We start from the raw sequence: 18,209 nt of genomic DNA on the forward strand, positions 1-18,209 counted from the left end.
AAATTAACTTTTATAAGATGAGTTAATTATAATGAAGCAATGGCGTTATTGAACAAAGTGCTAGGACGCATTGCTTGCTCAGCCAATGCTTCATCCGCTAGGTAATAGCCTTTAAGATCCATAGGCTTACCTTGAGCATCATTTAGCTCTTTGATAATAGCTGCTTCATTGCTCTCAAGATTCTGCGCAAGTGCGGTAAATTGTGCTTTTAGCTCGCCATCTTGCTCTTGAGCGGCAAGCTCTTGTGCCCAATACATCGCAAGATAGAAGTGACTGCCACGATTGTCAAGCTCACCAGTTTTGCGTGATGGAGACTTGTCATTCAATAACAGCTTTTCAGTTGCTCTATCTAAGGTATCAGCCAATACTTGAGCTTTAGGGTTGTTGTCATTCTGTGCTAAATGCTCTAGCGACACAGTCAATGCCAAGAACTCACCCAAAGAATCCCAACGTAAGTGGTTTTCTTCAACCAATTGTTGTACATGCTTTGGTGCTGAACCGCCAGCGCCTGTTTCAAACAAACCGCCGCCCTTCATTAATGGAACCACTGACAACATCTTAGCACTGGTGCCCAATTCTAAAATCGGGAATAAGTCAGTGAGATAATCACGTAAGATATTACCAGTAGCAGAAATCGTATCAAGACCACGAGCAACGCGCTCTAAGGTATAACGCATGGCACGAACTTGTGACATGGTTTCGATATGTAGACCAGTGGTATCATGATCTTTTAGATACATTTTTACCTTTTTGATCAGCTCGTTTTCGTGTGGACGATACGGGTCTAACCAAAAGATAACTGGTGTATTCGATTCGCGTGCACGGCGTACTGCAAGCTTGACCCAATCTTGGATAGGCTCATCTTTAACCTGACACATGCGCCAGATATCACCTTTTTCAACACGCTGCTCAAGCAAGATTTCATTTGTTTCTTCGTCAACAATACGAGCAATACCGTTATCGCTCGCTTCAAAAGTCTTGTCGTGTGAGCCATATTCTTCCGCTTTTTGAGCCATTAGACCGACGTTAGGTACTGTACCCATCGTTGTTGGATCAAAGTTGCCATGCCATTTACAGAAATTGATCATTTCTTGATAAATGCGGGCAAAGGTAGATTCTGGCATGACGGCTTTACAGTCATATAGTTTGCCATCAGCACCCCACATTTTGCCACCGTTACGAATCATGGCTGGCATGGATGCATCAACGATGATGTCACTTGGCGAATGGAAGTTGGTGATGCCTTTTGATGAATCAACCATCGCCAAACGTGGACGATGTACTTGGCAAGCATGTAAATCACGCTCAATCTCTTCACGCAAACTGGCTGGCAACTCGGCAATTTTTTCATACAAACTTGCCATGCCGTTATTAACATTGACACCTAGCTCGTCAAATAATGCGCCATGCTTTTGGAAAGCATCTTTATAGTAGATTCTGACCGCATGACCGAAGACGATAGGGTGTGATACTTTCATCATGGTCGCTTTTACGTGCAACGAGAATAAGATACCAGCTTCACGGCAGTCTTCCATTTCACGCTCATAAAAATCAAGCAGTGATTTTTTGCTCATGAACATAAGATCGATGACTTCTTTATCAAGCAAAGCGATGCCTGTTTTGAATACATTGACAGTGCCATCGTCCGCTAAGCGTTCCATACGTACAGTACGTGCTTTATCTAAAGTGATAGATTGCTCGCCATCATAGAAGTCGCCGCTGTGCATATGTGATACATGCGTTTGTGACCATTGTTTCCATTCACCCATAGAATGCGGATGTTTGCGTGCGTAGTTTTTGACCGCTTTTGGTGCGCGGCGATCTGAGTTACCTTCACGAAGTACAGGGTTTACCGAGCTGCCTAGACTTTTGCCATAACGCAGACGAATCGATTTTTCTTCGTCAGTTTTTGGGTCATCTGGAAAATCAGGAATAGCGTAGCCTTTACCTTGTAGCTCTTTAATAGCTGCTTTCAACTGTTGAACAGAAGCACTGATATTTGGCAATTTGATGATGTTGGTGTTTGGATCTTGTGTCAGACGACCTAGCTCAGCTAAGTTATCAGGAACGCGTTGCTCTTCACTTAAAAACTCAGGGAATTCAGCCAATACACGCGCAGCAACTGAGATATCACTGGTGTCAACTTCAATGCCTGCTGTGTGAGTAAATGCTTTGACAATAGGCAAGAATGATAGGGTTGCAAGCGCTGGGGCTTCGTCGGTTTTTGTATAAATAATTTTTGACATTGTAGTAGAGTATTCCTTTATGTTGTCATTAATAAGGGGAGTAAGGCTTGGATCTTATTTCATCGCTTTATGCAGCCTTCATACCATAATGAGTGATGGCGCTAAATTAAGCACATCAAGTGTCACTTTTGCAATCATACAAAAATATATTTAAACAGTTTGACGCATTTAAATAGTTTCGAGACTGCCTGTTGACCTTATTTTGCAAAACTATCTTTTGGAAGCTGTTTTAACCTTTATGACAAACTTACCGCCAAAAGAGGGGTTGAACGATTGGGTAACACTGCCTGACGATACATGACAGTCGATATATTATAGTTCATCCACTATAAATCCGATATGATGTCAATCTCGTATGTTGAACTAAGTATACTATTTCGCTCATATCTCATCTATATGAATTATATTAAGCTAATAATACTCTTATTCTATCAGTCATCAAGATTGATATCATCTTTTCCATGTAATTTGCCTGTTTTTAATGGCAGTTTTTATTACGTATGGCATCAAAGTTTTTGTTTCTCTCACACTAGTACGGCATCATTTCTTAAACGGTATCAATAATCCTATAACGGTTATATAAAATTCTTGCAAATTGTGACAGCAAAAAAATGCCAATTTGATAGGCTATATGATCAAGAAAAGTCATCAAAAAAAACAGTGTACTGATTATGAATTTACAATATGCGTTACTGAACGATATCAGTTGGCAAAGCCTAAGCGAGTGGCAAACGCCAGACACCCCTTTTATGTCATTTGCCTTTTGGCAAGCGCTTAGTGACACTGGCGCGATTGGCGAAGAGGCTGGCTGGTTACCTATTTATATATTAGTGCACCGTGTAGATGCCGATGATGATTTTGTAGTACAGAAAAATTTGTCTTCTGTAGAAGCTTCTATAAAGGTGAAGCAGCCGGTTGCCGTGATGCCCGTATTTATTAAAGGTCATCACCAAGGGGAATTTGTATTTGACCATTCATGGGCGCAAGCTTATGCGCAGTATGGTCTCGACTATTATCCGCGTTTGGTAACGAGCGCCCCTTATACGCCTATTACTGGGCAGCGTTTATGGTTGGCAAAGGGTGAGACGCTCGATGCTGACATTATAAAGACCGCTATTGCAGGGGTGGATGATATTGCGCAGCAAGTAGATGCTTCTGGCTGGCATGGGCTATTTGTCACACCTGAGATGGCTGCTATGGCTAACGCATCGCTGCCGACTGATATTGATATAGAAATGGCGCTTAAAAACCAAGCAAATGGTGTAGCGGCAAAACCGATTGAGCTACCGATACTTGAGCGTCAAGGTTGCCAATTTTTATGGCAAAATAAAAATCTAACTCAAGATGATCAGCCATTTACAGATTTTGAAGCATTTTTGACCACGCTCAAAGCCAAAAAACGCAAAACCATTCGGGCTGAGCGCAGAAAAGTTGCTGAGCAAGGTATTACGTGCCAGCGAAAATGCGGTGATGACATTACCGAGTCTGACTGGAAGACTTTTTATCATTGCTATGTAATGACTTATGCGGTACGTGGGCAGCAGCCTTATTTGACCATGGATTTTTTTAAAGCATTAGCGCAACATATGGCTGAGCATTTAATGCTCGCACAAGCACTTGATGCCAACGGTGAAGTTATCGCGAGCAGTCTGTTTTTATATGATAAGCCTGACAATACAACGGCAACTTTGTACGGTCGTTATTGGGGAGCACTTGGTGAGTATGATAGCTTGCATTTTGAGCTGTGCTATTATCAAGGTATTGAGTTTGCCATCGAGCAAGGCTTGCACTATTTCGACCCAGGAACACAAGGCGAGCATAAGCTGATTCGTGGCTTTATTCCAACAGCTACCCACTCACTGCACCGTATTTATGATGCGCGTTTTGTGCCAGCGATTGCTGATTTTTGCCGCAAAGATCGGCTACATATGTCGCAATATCGAGAGCAAGCGTTTGAAGCTTTGCCGTTTAATATTGATAATATGCCAATGTTTGAGAACAATGAATAACCTTATCTTTTAATCATCTTCTACTTAATAAAGTACATATTAGCCGTAAACTATGACCTCTCATCTTTCTTGCGTAACCAATTCATTACCTCCAACTGAGCTATTACCTTGGCTAAATATCGAAGGCTCTCTTACTGCCTTGCTAGAGGTAAAAGCTGGGCAGCCGCTACGTGTGGAGCGTCAATTTGAGGGTTATCGTCTCCTATCTTTAGCACAAAAAAAGCAATTGGGTATCAAAGGGGCAGCGCTTAGTCGTCCACGTCTGGCGTGGGTCCGTGAGGTATATCTATACGGTAATGACGAGCTACCATGGGTACAGGCGCAAAGCCTGTTTCCGTTATCAAGTCTAAAAGGCAGTGCCAGACGTCTACAGCAATTAAAAAGCACACCCATAGGTTATGTATTGTTTAATCGCAGTCGCACCTTGCCCAATCAGCGCTGTATCAAACATACGGCAGATGGCTGGCAACGGCAGACGCTTTATGATTGGTATGGTCGTTCTTTACTTATTAGTGAGACCTTTTTGCCACGGTTCTGTGAAAAACAATTGGATATTTAAGTACTTCATCAGAAAATTAAAACAACCAATTAATTAGCCAACTATTTTCCACTTTATTGTTCAGATAAGTTTTTAGTGAATAAATTTTAATGAATTTACTACTTCTATTTAGAGGATATATTGATAAGTTACTGAAAAAAATAGATTTAAATATAGAGAATTTTACCCTGTCGTCTACTCAAAATAAGCTGATATTTTTTTGCGCTCGCAACATAAAGTTTCATGTTACACTTAAACTTTAGCGAGAATATCGATGCAAAAGAGTATCGAATTTATCCTTAAAACTGCAAGCTAATGATAAGCTCATGCCTTTTGCTTGCCTATTTCAAACTTCTTTTGCTACTCGCTTCTTTCAACGACCGTTATTACTAATAAACGTCACCACTTAGGACTTTACTATGTTTAAAGATATCTCTATCAAAGATTTTGATCCAGTACTTGCTGAAGCTATGGCTGCTGAAAGCGTTCGTCAAGAGAACCATATTGAGCTTATCGCTTCAGAAAACTACTGCTCACAAGCAGTGATGGAAGCGCAGGGTACTGATTTGACCAACAAATACGCTGAAGGCTATCCTGGTAAGCGCTATTACGGTGGTTGTGAGCATGTTGACGTCGTTGAGCAACTAGCTATTGACCGTGCAAAAGAATTGTTTGGTGCAGAATATGTGAACGTACAGCCACACTCTGGTAGCCAAGCAAACTCTGCTGTCTTTTTGGCATTGCTTGAAGCCAATGATACTGTACTTGGCATGAGTTTAGATGCTGGTGGTCACTTAACGCATGGCGCACATATCAATTTCTCAGGTCTAAACTACAATGCAGTACAGTATGGTTTGGTTGAAGGCACTGGTCTTATCGATTATGACCAAGTTGAGAGCTTGGCAAAAGAGCATAAGCCTAAAATGATCATCGCTGGTTTTTCAGCGTATTCACAAGTAGTTGATTGGGCGCGTTTCCGTGAAATCGCTGACGAAGTAGGCGCTTACTTGCTAGTGGATATGGCTCACGTTGCTGGTCTTATCGCTGGTGGCGTTTACCCAAGCCCAGTACCGTTTGCTGATGTAGTGACCACGACTACGCACAAAACCTTACGTGGCCCACGTTCAGGTATGATTCTTGCTCGTGATGAGAAGCTTGCTAAAAAGCTCAATTCTGCCGTATTCCCAGGCAACCAAGGTGGCCCGTTGATGCATGTCATCGCGGCAAAAGCAGTTTGCTTTAAAGAAGCATTAGAAGAGAACTTCAAAACCTATCAGCAGCAAGTGGTTAAAAACGCTCAAGCCATGGCAAAAGTCATTCAAGATCGCGGCTATGAAATTATCTCTGGTGGCACTGAAAACCATCTGATGCTTATCAGCTTAGTTAAGCAAGAGATGACCGGTAAAGAAGCGGATAAATGGTTGGGTGACGCACACATTACGGTCAATAAAAACGCCGTACCAAACGATCCAAAATCTCCGTTTGTGACTTCTGGTATCCGTATCGGTACACCAGCGATTACCACACGCGGCTTCAACGAAGCACAAGCAGGTGATTTGGCAGGTTGGATTTGTGATGTTCTTGACAGCCGTGGCGATGAAGCAGTAACTGCTGAAGTCCGTGGCAAAGTCGAAGCGATCTGTAAAGAGCTTCCTGTCTATGCTAAAAACCAGTAATTTCTAATTAATTGGTTTTATAAGTCAGATAAAAAAACCGCTTAGCTTTTGCTAGGCGGTTTTTTTATTTCGCGAGTATTAAATCAGCTTTTTATTTCATCAAATCACATAAATGGCAATTTGGTGAATATCTGCAAGATCGTCGCGTTAACGATATCAACGAAGAATGCACCAACCATAGGTACAATCAAAAATGCCTTATGTGATGGTAGGTAACGATCGGTGACCGCCTGCATATTGGCAATCGCTGTAGGAGTTGCACCCATACCGAAACCACAGTGTCCTGCTGACAAGACAGCTGCATCATAGTCTTTACCCATGAGTTTGAAGGTCACAAAGTAAGCATAGCCAATCATTAGAACAGTTTGTGACAATAAGATGATTAATACCGGACCTGCCAAATCTGTCAATTGCCACAGCTTTAATGACAATAAAGCCATCGCTAAGAAAAGACTCAAAGAAGCGTTACCGATGACGTCAATCGCACGGTCAAACATATCAAAGTTAAATACCATGGTTAAGGTATTACGCAAAATCACACCACCTGCTAATGCCCATACAAAGGTCGGTAACTCAAACCACGTATCCTGCGCTACCAAAGTCATGAGATCAGCAAATGCCAATGCTGCGGCAAACAGTGCCAATGATTCAATGGTAGACGATGCCGTAATCAGACGGATATTATCCGGTTTTTCAAACATCTCCTTATTACTATGAACTTCCTCTTCGCTGTGCTTGGTGCTGTAGAGCGACTGCTCACTTGCCAGTTTTTCGACATCACTTGGGTTTGGATTGTCTGCTGTAGGCTTGAGACCAAGCTTTTTAATCAAGCGACGGGCAACAGGACCACCGATAATACCACCTGCCACTAAACCATAAGTGGCAACTGCGATACCCAGCGTCGTCGCGCCAACCACACCATACTGCTCCTCCAAAGTAATGCCCCAAGCACCAGCAGTACCATGTCCACCAGTCAAAGCGATTGAACCGGTCACCAAGCCAAGCAAAGGATCAAGCCCAAGTGCGCTTGCCATTGCAACACCAAGGATGTCTTGCAAAATGATAAAGACAGACACGATGATGGTGAAGATCAGTAAGGGTGAGCCACCTGCTTTTAACCGACCAAAATCAGCGCTAAGCCCGATAGAGGCAAAAAACATCAGCATAGTTGCTGTTTGCAGTCCTTGATGGAAATTAAAGCTATAGCCCCAAACAATATTAAGAATATAAACGACAATCGCTGCGACCAAACCGCCTGCGACTGGTTCTGGAATATTGAAATCTTCTAAAAACTTAATTCTTTTGACTAAGAAGCGTCCAAGCAAAAGTACTAATGTGGCTAATATCAGGGTGTAATAGCCGTTTAGGGTGATTTCCATATGTTAATCCTTTCTATAAATATAAATTAACCTAAATTCGGGATAAATCTGTTTTTATCTCGAATTTAGATTCTTCTCTTACTAGCGACTAAGACAAATCATCAGACGCCACGACAATCCACAGTTGTGGTTTGCCAAATTCTTTAAAAGCATCTTCTATAATACTTTTGAAGACATTAAAATCTTCGTTGTTAATATTTTTAACCGCTGTTAAATCAAGTACCAAATGCTCGATATCACTGTCTGTTAAGCAGTCCCACGCTGCATCCCAGTTATGACCAAACCAACTTGGGAAATCGCATGCTTTCGCTAAGCTACTTAAGAGTGTTTCTTTATCTAATCGCTCTTCTATAGGTATAGCGATTGCTTGTTCAGGAATAGTAGCAAACGTTCTGCTGCTTTTACCTTTAACAAGGTTTTGATCAATGCTGCTTGGATTTACATAGTAAATAGCTTGAGTCATGTTATTTCACCTCCAGTTTTTGAAAGCTGTCGTAATGATCAAGGGTTAAATAATAAATGGTTGGTGGGTGACCGCCAGTGACAATACGCCGTGCGCCGCGATGCGAAACGGCAGGTGTGGGGACAGTATATTCGCGATAGTAGCCTTGCGACTGCTCCGGTAACTTGCCTTCGCGATTATAGAAAGTGGTTCCGTCTTTGTTAGGATAAGGGAAGGGTCCACCTTGCTGAATAAGGGCAATGGTTTGATCTATTTGCGCATCACCAGTGATAGCCGCTGCATTTGAATTACTGGCAATTTCAATATAATTTTGCGATAGAGTAGTAGATGGCGCGCTATCGGCAAAAAAACTGGATTTCAAATCAGCAAAGAAATAGACCGCAACAGCGATAATGGCAATCAAACTGAACAGGGTAGAGAAGCTGCTTTTCTTATTTTGGCTGCTACGATTATTTTTGCTAATGTGGTTTTGATTGTTTTTCTGATTAACATTATCTGAGCTGCGATGCATTGAATTTGCCACTGAATTGGATGCTGGCGTCTCTAAAATACTCAATTCATCCGATGTGACTTCGGTGGCGCGCAATTGGTTTTTGTCATTGCGCTCACTATTAAAATAAACGCGTTGCCCTTCACTGATAGGCTGCGCCATTCGCACGGATTTTATGTGAAAAAACACATCTTCACTCTGATTGTCGACATCGATAAAGCCATAGCCTTTATCAGAATTCCAATGCTTAATTTTGCCACTTTGCATGGGCATCCTCGTCCTATCGATAGATTTTTATCACGTAAAATAATGGCTTTATGTCATACATAATGTAGTTATTAATAATAAAAAAACGCCAGCAATTAAGCTGACGTTCTGTAACAATTATACTGCAGACGACATTATAGATTGTAGTGAAGACGTAATAAATTAGGCACGCGTTTCGCCATGACCATAAACAATCCACTTTTGTGAAGTTAAGCCTTCAAGTCCGACTGGTCCACGCGCATGAATCTTGTCAGTTGAGATACCAATTTCGGCACCAAGACCATATTCAAAACCATCGGCAAAACGGCTAGAGGCGTTAATCATCACGCTTGCCGAGTCGACTTCGCGAATAAATCTCTGTGACTTGGTATAGTTATCTGTAATGATAACATCGGTATGATGACTGCCATGGGTGTTGATATGCTCAATCGCCTCATCAATGCCGGATAAGATTTTAATCGCGAGGATAGGGGCGAGATATTCGGTATCCCAATCTTCCGCGGTGGCGGCTGATAAATGGCCTTTAAGGGTAGTGTTATCGTTCAGAATAGCCTGCGCTTTACCATCAAGACGTAGTTGCATCGCATTATCGGCTTCAACGATGGCTTCGGCAATTTTTGGTAACAGCTCATCAGCGATGGCTTCATCGACCAACAAGGTTTCCATGGTATTACAAGTACCATAGCGATGGGTTTTGGCATTGACACTCACGTTAATGGCAATCTTGGGATCAGCATCACTGTCGATAAAGGTATGACAGTTGCCATCTAAGTGCTTAATGACAGGCACACGTGCATCGCGGCTGATACGCTCAATCAGCCCTTTACCGCCGCGTGGTACGATAACATCAACATATTCTGTCATAGTGATAAGCTCACCGACGGCAGCACGGTCAGTGGTCTCTAGTACTTGGACACTATACTCAGACATACCAACGTTTTTTAGTCCTTCTAAAATACATTTGGCAATCGCTTGATTGGACTCAAATGCTTCCGAGCCGCCACGTAAAATGATGGCGTTACCTGACTTTAGTGCCAGTGAGGCTGCTTCCAAAGTGACATTGGGACGCGACTCATAAATCATACCGACTACACCAAGTGGCACGCGCATTTTGCCCAGATGAATACCCGACGGACGATACGTCATGTCTGTAACCTCACCAATAGGGTCAGGCAATGCCGCAACGTCTTTTAGACCTTGTAGCATGCCATCAAAGCGGGCGTCATTTAACTCCAAGCGATCAAGCAGCGCAGCATCTAGGTCGTTCTTTTGTCCATCGTCCATATCAACTTTATTGGCGGCTAAAATATCTTGCTTAGCGTTCTTTAATACATCGTGAATAGCCATCAGTGCAGCATTTTTGTCACCCGTATTGGCAGCAGCCAGTGCTCTGGATGCAGCGCGCGCTTCTTTACCAACATTTTGCATATAAGCGGTTACGTCTGTGGTATTGGTTTGACTCATAAATATTTTTCCTTATAGTTATAAATAGAGAATAATCAGTGTTCTTTAGCGCTCTAATGGCACTCTGCTATTTAACATAGAGGAGATTAGGTCGATAGTAAAGCCGATTTTGTGAATAGAGCTCGCTTGTCTTTATATGATAGTCATGATTGAGCATTGGATTGATGGTTACGTATTTTTAACAGAAATAGACTGCAATTACTAATGTAGTCGCTATAAATCGTCCGTATAGTGAGCGCTAAGCAGCAAAAGATTCATTTTAGCTTTAACACATTATTTTTGAACTCGCTCGGCTACATGATAGCTATTCATAGTAGAAATTAATGATAGTAAATAAAAATATTGGAGAATAAATATGACCATTGATCAACAACAAATTCAAAAATCTGGCGCGTACAAAAACTGGTTGGGCGTTGGATTGGTTGCAGCGGCATTGACGCTAAGTGCCTGTGGTAAAAAAGACGAGCCACCGGTAGAGACGGCGCCAGCAGTCGATGCGCAGACTTCGGTAGAAGATGAAGCAACGGGTGTGGCTACTGCCGGCAGTGCTGACGATGTTGCGGTAGCAACTGCTGACAATGATATGGCTGTCAGTAGCACGGATGATGTGGCCGTAGCAACTGCGGATGATGCAGAGATGATGGATGGTACTGAAAGCGAAGAGCACGTCTCAAGCTACTAATGTGGCAGATAAAACAGCGCTCACGCTATTAAGATGATAAAATAAGGCCCATAATTGACTGTATATTATGGGTCTTATTTTATAAAGGTAATTTATTGCCAAACGCCTTTTTAATGCTAAGCGCATTTTTACGTCATGTTTTCATTCATATTTATTGGAAGTCTGCTAAACCATGCTTGATACTGCAAATAATCCGACTCGACCTATCGCTTTAGATTTACAAGATATCCATAAAAGTTTCGGCTCATTGGCCGTACTGAAAGGCGTATCTCTAACTGCCTATGACGGCGATGTTATCTCTATTTTAGGTTCGTCTGGCTCAGGTAAGTCGACCCTGCTGCGCTGTATCAATTTGCTCGAAAAGCCCAATCAAGGTCGCATTATTATCGGTAAAGATGAGCTGATGCTAAAGCCAGCTAAGTCAGGCGAATTGCAAGCGGCTGATATCAAACAGCTAGAACACTTGCGCGCACGCGTGGGTTTTGTCTTTCAGAATTTCAATCTATGGCCACATAAAACGATTATTGACAATATCATCGAAGGGCCAATACAAGTCTTAAAAATAAAAAAAGACCAAGCCATTAGCGATGCTGAAAAGCTGCTCGATAAAGTCGGTTTGCTTGATAAAAAAGACGCTTATCCTGCTAATCTGTCTGGTGGTCAGCGTCAGCGTGTTGCTATTGCACGCGCCCTTGCTATGCAGCCACAGGTATTATTATTTGATGAACCGACTTCTGCTTTAGATCCTGAGCTGGTCAATGAAGTGCTTGCTGTTATGCGAGAGCTAGCAGCCGAGGGACGCACGATGTTGATTGTGACCCATGAGATGCGTTTTGCTCGTGATGTTTCTAGTAAAGTGGTGTTTTTACACCAAGGCGTGATTGAAGAGATTGGTACGCCTGAGCAGGTCTTTGATAACCCTAAGTCTGAGCGCGTTAGAGACTTTATGGCTTCACATCGTCAAAATTAATCCATTGCTTAAATCTAGTAAAATCGCAATCTTAGCAATAATTGTTTAAAACGCTAAGATTGCACATCAGTAAGTCTATTCGTGCCTTTATTACTCAATAATCACAGTCGGTATGCAAAACGTTTGTTTTTGATATTCCACTCAGGTATTATCAAAAGACCTGTGAGCGGGTATGCATAGCACTTATCCATATACCTAAATATCTTACAGCCTGAATATCCAGTTGCCTGAATCTGAGTAACTTATCTGGCAGGGACGTCAGAGAAAATATACCAGAACGCTGTATCAAAAATTAGAGATTAAAAATCATCTTAAAAATCCATCAGAATTTAAGGAACGTATGATGTCGAATTCTCGCCTATTGTGGTCATCGATGACCGTTACTGCCGCGCTCATGTTAGGGGCGTGTAGCCAACCTGCCAATGACGCTGCTGATACCAATGCAGATGCACCGGCAGCAGGAACCGCTGGCAAGACCATTCGTATTGCGACTGAAGGCGCATACCCTCCTTTTAACTATACCAATGCCGATGGCAGTTTGGCGGGTTTTGATATCGACGTTGCCAATGCTCTATGTGAGCAGATGCAAGCCAAATGTGAAATTGTCGCTCAAGATTGGGACGGTATTATTCCGGGTTTATTGGCGCAAAAATACGATGCGGTTATCGCTGGTATGTCTATTACCGCTGAACGTCAAGAAAAAGTTGATTTCAGCGAGCCTTACTTTGCCAATACGATGGTTTGGCTGACCGATACCAAAGGCAGTTTTGATCCTAAAGTCATCAAAAATCTGACGCTTGGTGGTCAACGTTCAACGACGCCGGGTGCTTATTTACAAGACAATTATGAAGGCAAAGACGGCAATACCGTTAAGCTTTATGACAATTATGACAATGCTTATTTGGACCTAAAGTCTGGTCGTAGTGATGTTGTATTGGCTGAAAAAGTATCAGCAAAATCATGGTTAGCAGACAACCCTGAAGGCTTCGGTATCGTGGGTGATGAGATTGACAATGATGACAATATTGCGATTGCTGTCCGTAAAGGCGATGCTATTAAAGAAGACTTTAATAAAGCGCTGAGTGAAATTCGCAGTAACGGTGAGCTTGCCCGTCTTGAGCAGCAAAACTTTGGTCAATAATCTGTAATCATTAGCGTCGATTGTTTATATCCTTCTTAAGTGGCGGATATATATACGGCTGGTAAATATATTAAGGAATAACCACTATGATCATTTCAATGACCTCGTCAATGACCAAAAAAGCCTTGTGGTTAGCGCCACTAAGCGCTGCCATGCTGATGCTAGCTGGCTGTAACAACAGCTCTACACCGACAGAAAGCACTGAAACAGCTGCTGCAACTGATACGCCTTTAAATATCAAAATCGCGACAGAATCAAGCTATAAACCGTTTAGTTATACCGATGCTGATGGCAAATTAATCGGCTATGAGATTGAATTGGTTGACGCACTATGTGCGCAAATGAAAGCCAAATGCGAAGTGATCTCACAGGATTGGGATGGCTTGATTCCAGGCTTAAATGCGCAGAAGTTTGACGCTGCCATCGCTGGTATGTCAATCACCCCTGAGCGCAAAGAAGTGGTCGAATTTAGCGAACCTTACTTTCATAGCGGCATTATCTTAATCGGTAAAAAAGGCGACGATGTTAGTGTTGACGCTCTAAAAGGTCAGCCAATTGCCTCACAGCGTTCAACTGTTGCCTCGCAATATCTACAAGATAAGCATGCTGATGCTGATATCAAACTTTATGATACTCAAGACAATGCGTATCTGGATCTAACGTCAGGTCGTGTGCGGGCGATGATGTCTGATAAAGTGACTGGTATTGACTGGCTAAAAACAGAAGCTGGTAAAGACTATGAGGTCAAAGGTCAAGAAATCAGCACCAATGATGATGCGATGGGTATTGCTTTCCGTAAAGGCGATCCATTGGTTGCCAAATTCAATAAAGCCTTGGCTGAGCTAAAAGACAATGGTACTTATGATCAAATCACGGGTAGCTATTTTGGTACCAGCTCAACCACTGCTGCTCAAAAAGCAGTCGCTACTAGTGATATCAAAGAAGTAGTAGTCATGGATAAAGCTAGTGTCGATGCTGATACGGCGATTGCTAAAGAAGAGCAAGCGACAGCAAACTAACACCTGTGATGACAAATATGTATTGATTCTAAGTTTTGAGGAATGCATATTTGCTAGTACTTATCAAAATTTCACGACGTAATAAACTCAAGGATGATTATGAGCAACCATCTTGTCATAGGCTCAAATTCAATGACCAGTCAGCGGTTTTTAAAACCTATGCTAGCAGTGGCAGCATTTTTAGCTTTAGTCGGTTGTAGTAACGGTCAAGATAAAGGGGCTGAAAGCACTAACTCAGACGCTAATAATACTGCGGAGACAACTGAGAAAAAAGCAGATGCGACAGAGGGTAATGTGCTGCGTATCGGTACTGAGGGTGCTTATGCGCCCTTTAACTATACCAATGCAGATGGCACGCTCGGCGGTTTTGATATCGAAATTGCCAATGCTATCTGTGCTGATATGCAAGTAACTTGTGAGATTGTGGCGCAAGATTGGGACGGTATCATCCCCGGTCTCAAGGCTGGTAAATATGATGCTATCGTCGCTGCGATGTCAGTCACCCCTGAGCGCGCTCAACAAGTCGCTTTTACGGATCCGTATTTTAGCAATGCGCTAGTGTTTTTAGCCAAAAAAGACAGCACCTTTGACCCTGCTAAGGTGACTGATATTAATGCCCACTCTATCGCCGCTCAGCGTTCCACCATCTCATCACAGTGGCTAGAAAACACTTATCCAAAAGCGGATATGAAGCTATATGATACATTAAGTAATGCGTTTTTAGATTTGGGTGCTGGTCGCGTCGATGCCATGATATCGGATAAACTGCCAGCGATTGAATGGCTCAGCTCGACGTCCGGTAATAATTATGTGTTAAAGGGCGCGGAGATTGATATCAATGATAACTTTGCGATTGCCGTCCGTCCGAATGATGAAGCTCTACAAGCAAAAATTAATACCTCATTGAGCAATATTAAAGCCAATGGCACTTATGACAAGATCAATCAAAAATACTTTGCTGTGCCAGCAAGTGCGACACTAACAGAAGCACCAGCTATAGATAGTGCTACACAGTAAAGGCTCAGTAGTATTACTGTTTTCACGACTGCATTCATATTGTGTTAATAAGCATGAGGACATCACCATTATGGTGATGTCCTTTTTCTTGTGTCCTTATTTACAGTCACGCTATTATTGTAGGCATTATTAACCAACAGATTTGCTGTTCTTTAACCAAATTATCGGCCTTTTAAGGAGAGAGATATCTATTTAGGCGATGCTTTTACACGTCAGTATTAACATAGCGGCGAATGAATATGATAAAATCAGCGCTCATTTCTACTGTGTCAATTATCGCGGCAATAACCGTATTAATCTAGCGTCAGTCTATGACGCAAATGACTCATATTTATTGGGTCTAAAGTACGTTTATTAACTGTATTCAGCTATTGATGCTGATTTTTTTAACTCATATTTTGCAATTTGCTAATATAAAGAGACTGAGTGGATAATCGTGTTTGACTTACAAGGATTTGGCGCGCTTTTACTGAGCGGCGCTACCGTCACCATACAGCTTGCCATGACCAGTCTGATCATCGGCATGTTCTTAGGTTTGCTCGGTGCCACAGCAAAGCTATCTAATATCTGGCTGCTGCGCAAAATTGCGACTGTCTATACTGCCACGATGCGCGGTATTCCTGAGCTGCTATTGGTACTGTTCATCTACTATGGCGGCTCTATACTGCTAATGAGCATCCTCAAAAAGTTCGGCTATAACGACTATGTCGAGATTAGCGCTTTTTGGGGCGGCGTGATGGCACTGTCTATTGCTTTTGGTGCTTATGCGACTGAAATCTTCCGTATGTCGATTCAAGAGATTCCTATAGGACAGCGAGAAGCGGCGCAAGCGATTGGTATGCGTCCTTTTCAGACTTTTTATCGCATAACCTTACCTCAAGTATGGCAGATTGCATTGCCAGGTTTGGGTAATCTATTTTTGGTTTTGCTTAAAGATACGGCACTGGTGTCGGTCGTAGGTCTCAAAGATATCATGTATCAGTCCTCGCGCGCCGCGCAATCAACACAGCAGCCATTTACCTTTTATATGGCAGCGGCAATAATTTATTTAGGTTTGACCATGCTGATTACTGGCTTTATGATGTGGCTTGAATGGCGTGCCAATCCGGCAGCGCGTTATGCTAAAAAGCTCAGCCGTCAAACCACTCACCGTCAATCGACCATAGGATAAAGGGGAAGACACTATGGATTGGAATTGGCAGGTTATTTTTGATCATATCCCAGACTTACTCGGTGGCGCGGTATTGACCGTACAGTTGGTTTTGTTCTCAGGTATTATTGGCTTATTTTTTGGTTTGGTTTTGGCGCTGTTACGGCTGTCTAAAAATTGGGTGGTACAGATACTCCCTTTTCTGTATATCTTCTTTTTCCGTGGCACACCGCTACTGGTACAGATATTTTTGATTTACTATGGTCTTGGGCAGTTCGAAGCGGTACGTAATTCGTTCTTGTGGGAGCCAGTTCTTAGCCAAGCTTACTGGTGTGCAATCATTGCCTTTACCCTAAATACCAGTGCTTATTTAGCCGAGATTATCCGCGGTGCGATTCAAAATATTCCGGTGGGTGAGCTTGAGGCTGCTGATGCAATCGGGATGTCAAAATGGCAGAAACTGACCCGTATTACGTTACCGCGTGCTTTTGGTATTGTGATTCCGGCATACAGTAATGAAGTTATCTTTATGCTAAAGGGCAGTGCGCTAGCGTCAACGATTGCTTTAATGGACATCACAGGCGTTGCTCGTACTATTAGTGCGCGGACCTATACCTTGATGGAGTTGTTCTTCGCTGCTGGTATCGTTTATCTCTTGTTGTCGTGGGTGATTCTGTTTAGCTTTAGAATGTTTGAAAAGCGCATGAATCGTCACGCAAGTTATGTACCACCAGATGTGACTACTCATACCGTCGGCTAATGATTTGTCATGAATAAAACCTATCATAAACGTTGTGATAAATAGTGCAGTATGTTTCGCTTTTTAAAATATCAACCATCTGTTGTGAGCGCCTAGTATGAGCCAATCACCATCTATATCCTTAGTCGATACAATTGCTGCCAGCGTCAAGGATGACGCGAGTATTGCCACCATTAATGATAGCGTACGAGAATCCATCGGCAAGGTCATCTGCGTGGGCCGTAACTATGCAGAACACGCGCGTGAGCTTGGCAATGAGATACCAAAATCGCCTATCTTATTCATGAAGCCAGCATCATCAGTGGTCAGTGTGCACAATGATATTGTCCGTCCAAATCCAGCGCTATATGGCGACACTCATTATGAAGCAGAGCTGTGTATTCAGCTGGCAGCCGACTTATCGGCAGCAACGATTGAACAAGCAAAGCAAGCGATAGGTGGCGTGACTTTGGGGCTTGATTTGACCCTACGTGACTTGCAAAGCAAGCTCAAAGAAAAAGGTCATCCATGGGAGCGTGCTAAATGTTTCGATGGTGCTTGTGTGCTTGCCGATTGGATTGATCCGCAAGCGTTTGGTGATTTTTGCCATGTCGAATATCAGCTCTATATCAATGACGAGCTGAAGCAAGATGGTGACAGTGCCTTGATGCTATTTCCAGTGTATGAGCTACTAGCAGAGATTAGCCATGCCTTTAGCTTACAAGCAGGCGATGTGATTATGACTGGTACGCCGAGCGGCGTTGGTGTATTGCAAGCAGATGATACGCTAACATTCAAGCTTGGCACTCATGAATGGCAGGTGCAAGTTCGATAATTTCTTATCGCAGCAGTATCATATAAGTTTTTACATGCATTGGCGCTATCAAAAAATCCCAAGTTCACACTTGGGATTTTTTTGGTTTATCAGTGGTAATAGCCATTTGTCATGAGGTTATCGT

General features: G+C 42.6%; 16 protein-coding genes. 11 read left to right on the forward strand and 5 right to left on the reverse strand.

What is annotated here, in order from left to right; translation table 11 throughout:
• Nucleotides 1-26: 26 nt before the first annotated feature.
• On the reverse strand, nt 27-2,246 hold the full coding sequence (locus PSYCG_RS01600) for an NADP-dependent isocitrate dehydrogenase (RefSeq protein WP_020442671.1): 2,220 nt from the start codon (nt 2,244-2,246) through the stop codon (nt 27-29).
• A gap of 671 nt (nt 2,247-2,917) precedes the next feature.
• On the opposite strand from PSYCG_RS01600, the gene PSYCG_RS01605 reads away from it, so the two are divergent.
• From PSYCG_RS01605 to glyA, 3 genes are all read left to right on the forward strand, one after another.
• Nucleotides 2,918-4,255 carry a GNAT family N-acetyltransferase gene (locus tag PSYCG_RS01605; RefSeq protein WP_020442672.1) on the forward strand — a complete coding sequence of 446 codons (1,338 nt, stop codon included), beginning with the start codon at nt 2,918-2,920 and terminating at the stop codon, nt 4,253-4,255.
• 52 nt (nt 4,256-4,307) lie between these two features.
• The gene (locus PSYCG_RS01610; protein ID WP_020442673.1) at nt 4,308-4,814 is read left to right on the forward strand and encodes a chorismate--pyruvate lyase family protein; all 507 of its coding nucleotides are present in this window, start codon (nt 4,308-4,310) and stop codon (nt 4,812-4,814) included.
• 398 nt (nt 4,815-5,212) lie between these two features.
• On the forward strand, nt 5,213-6,469 hold the full coding sequence (gene glyA / locus PSYCG_RS01615) for a serine hydroxymethyltransferase (protein WP_020442674.1): 1,257 nt from the start codon (nt 5,213-5,215) through the stop codon (nt 6,467-6,469).
• A gap of 104 nt (nt 6,470-6,573) precedes the next feature.
• Here glyA and gltS read toward each other — a convergent pair whose 3' ends face one another.
• The 4 genes from gltS to PSYCG_RS01635 all read right to left on the reverse strand — a co-directional run bounded on the left by gltS (nt 6,574) and on the right by PSYCG_RS01635 (nt 10,532).
• Nucleotides 6,574-7,848: a sodium/glutamate symporter gene (gene gltS / locus PSYCG_RS01620; protein WP_011512689.1), complete on the reverse strand. Its 1,275-nt coding sequence runs from the start codon at nt 7,846-7,848 to the stop codon at nt 6,574-6,576.
• An 88-nt stretch (nt 7,849-7,936) separates the two neighbouring features.
• Nucleotides 7,937-8,311: a barstar family protein gene (locus PSYCG_RS01625; RefSeq protein WP_020442675.1), complete on the reverse strand. Its 375-nt coding sequence runs from the start codon at nt 8,309-8,311 to the stop codon at nt 7,937-7,939.
• A 1-nt stretch (nt 8,312) separates the two neighbouring features.
• Nucleotides 8,313-9,074, reverse strand: coding sequence for a ribonuclease domain-containing protein (locus tag PSYCG_RS13625; RefSeq protein WP_020442676.1), 762 nt, complete (start codon nt 9,072-9,074; stop codon nt 8,313-8,315).
• Between the two features lie 156 nt (nt 9,075-9,230).
• Nucleotides 9,231-10,532, reverse strand: a complete 1,302-nt coding sequence (locus PSYCG_RS01635; protein ID WP_020442677.1) for a glutamate-5-semialdehyde dehydrogenase — start codon at nt 10,530-10,532, stop codon at nt 9,231-9,233.
• A gap of 355 nt (nt 10,533-10,887) precedes the next feature.
• On the opposite strand from PSYCG_RS01635, the gene PSYCG_RS01640 reads away from it, so the two are divergent.
• The 8 genes from PSYCG_RS01640 (at nt 10,888) to PSYCG_RS01675 (ending at nt 18,085) form a co-directional block, all read left to right on the forward strand.
• On the forward strand, nt 10,888-11,214 hold the full coding sequence (locus PSYCG_RS01640; RefSeq protein WP_020442678.1) for a hypothetical protein: 327 nt from the start codon (nt 10,888-10,890) through the stop codon (nt 11,212-11,214).
• A 172-nt stretch (nt 11,215-11,386) separates the two neighbouring features.
• Complete coding sequence (locus PSYCG_RS01645) at nt 11,387-12,184, forward strand: ABC transporter ATP-binding protein (RefSeq protein WP_011512694.1); 798 nt, start codon at nt 11,387-11,389, stop codon at nt 12,182-12,184.
• A 340-nt stretch (nt 12,185-12,524) separates the two neighbouring features.
• A complete protein-coding gene (locus PSYCG_RS01650; RefSeq protein WP_187289119.1) occupies nt 12,525-13,325 on the forward strand; it encodes a transporter substrate-binding domain-containing protein in 801 nt (266 codons plus the stop codon).
• 86 nt (nt 13,326-13,411) lie between these two features.
• Nucleotides 13,412-14,344, forward strand: a complete 933-nt coding sequence (locus tag PSYCG_RS01655; protein ID WP_011512696.1) for a transporter substrate-binding domain-containing protein — start codon at nt 13,412-13,414, stop codon at nt 14,342-14,344.
• A gap of 99 nt (nt 14,345-14,443) precedes the next feature.
• Nucleotides 14,444-15,361, forward strand: a complete 918-nt coding sequence (locus PSYCG_RS01660; protein WP_020442680.1) for an ABC transporter substrate-binding protein — start codon at nt 14,444-14,446, stop codon at nt 15,359-15,361.
• Between the two features lie 436 nt (nt 15,362-15,797).
• Complete coding sequence (locus PSYCG_RS01665) at nt 15,798-16,532, forward strand: ABC transporter permease (protein ID WP_020442682.1); 735 nt, start codon at nt 15,798-15,800, stop codon at nt 16,530-16,532.
• A 13-nt stretch (nt 16,533-16,545) separates the two neighbouring features.
• On the forward strand, nt 16,546-17,271 hold the full coding sequence (locus PSYCG_RS01670) for an ABC transporter permease (protein WP_020442683.1): 726 nt from the start codon (nt 16,546-16,548) through the stop codon (nt 17,269-17,271).
• A gap of 97 nt (nt 17,272-17,368) precedes the next feature.
• Entirely contained in the window at nt 17,369-18,085 is a 717-nt protein-coding gene (locus PSYCG_RS01675; RefSeq protein ID WP_020442684.1) for a fumarylacetoacetate hydrolase family protein, read from the forward strand.
• Nucleotides 18,086-18,209: the final 124 nt, after the last annotated feature.

The sequence above is a fragment of the Psychrobacter sp. G genome (assembly GCF_000418305.1).
In the GTDB taxonomy this organism is placed as follows: Bacteria; Pseudomonadota; Gammaproteobacteria; order Pseudomonadales; family Moraxellaceae; genus Psychrobacter; species Psychrobacter cryohalolentis.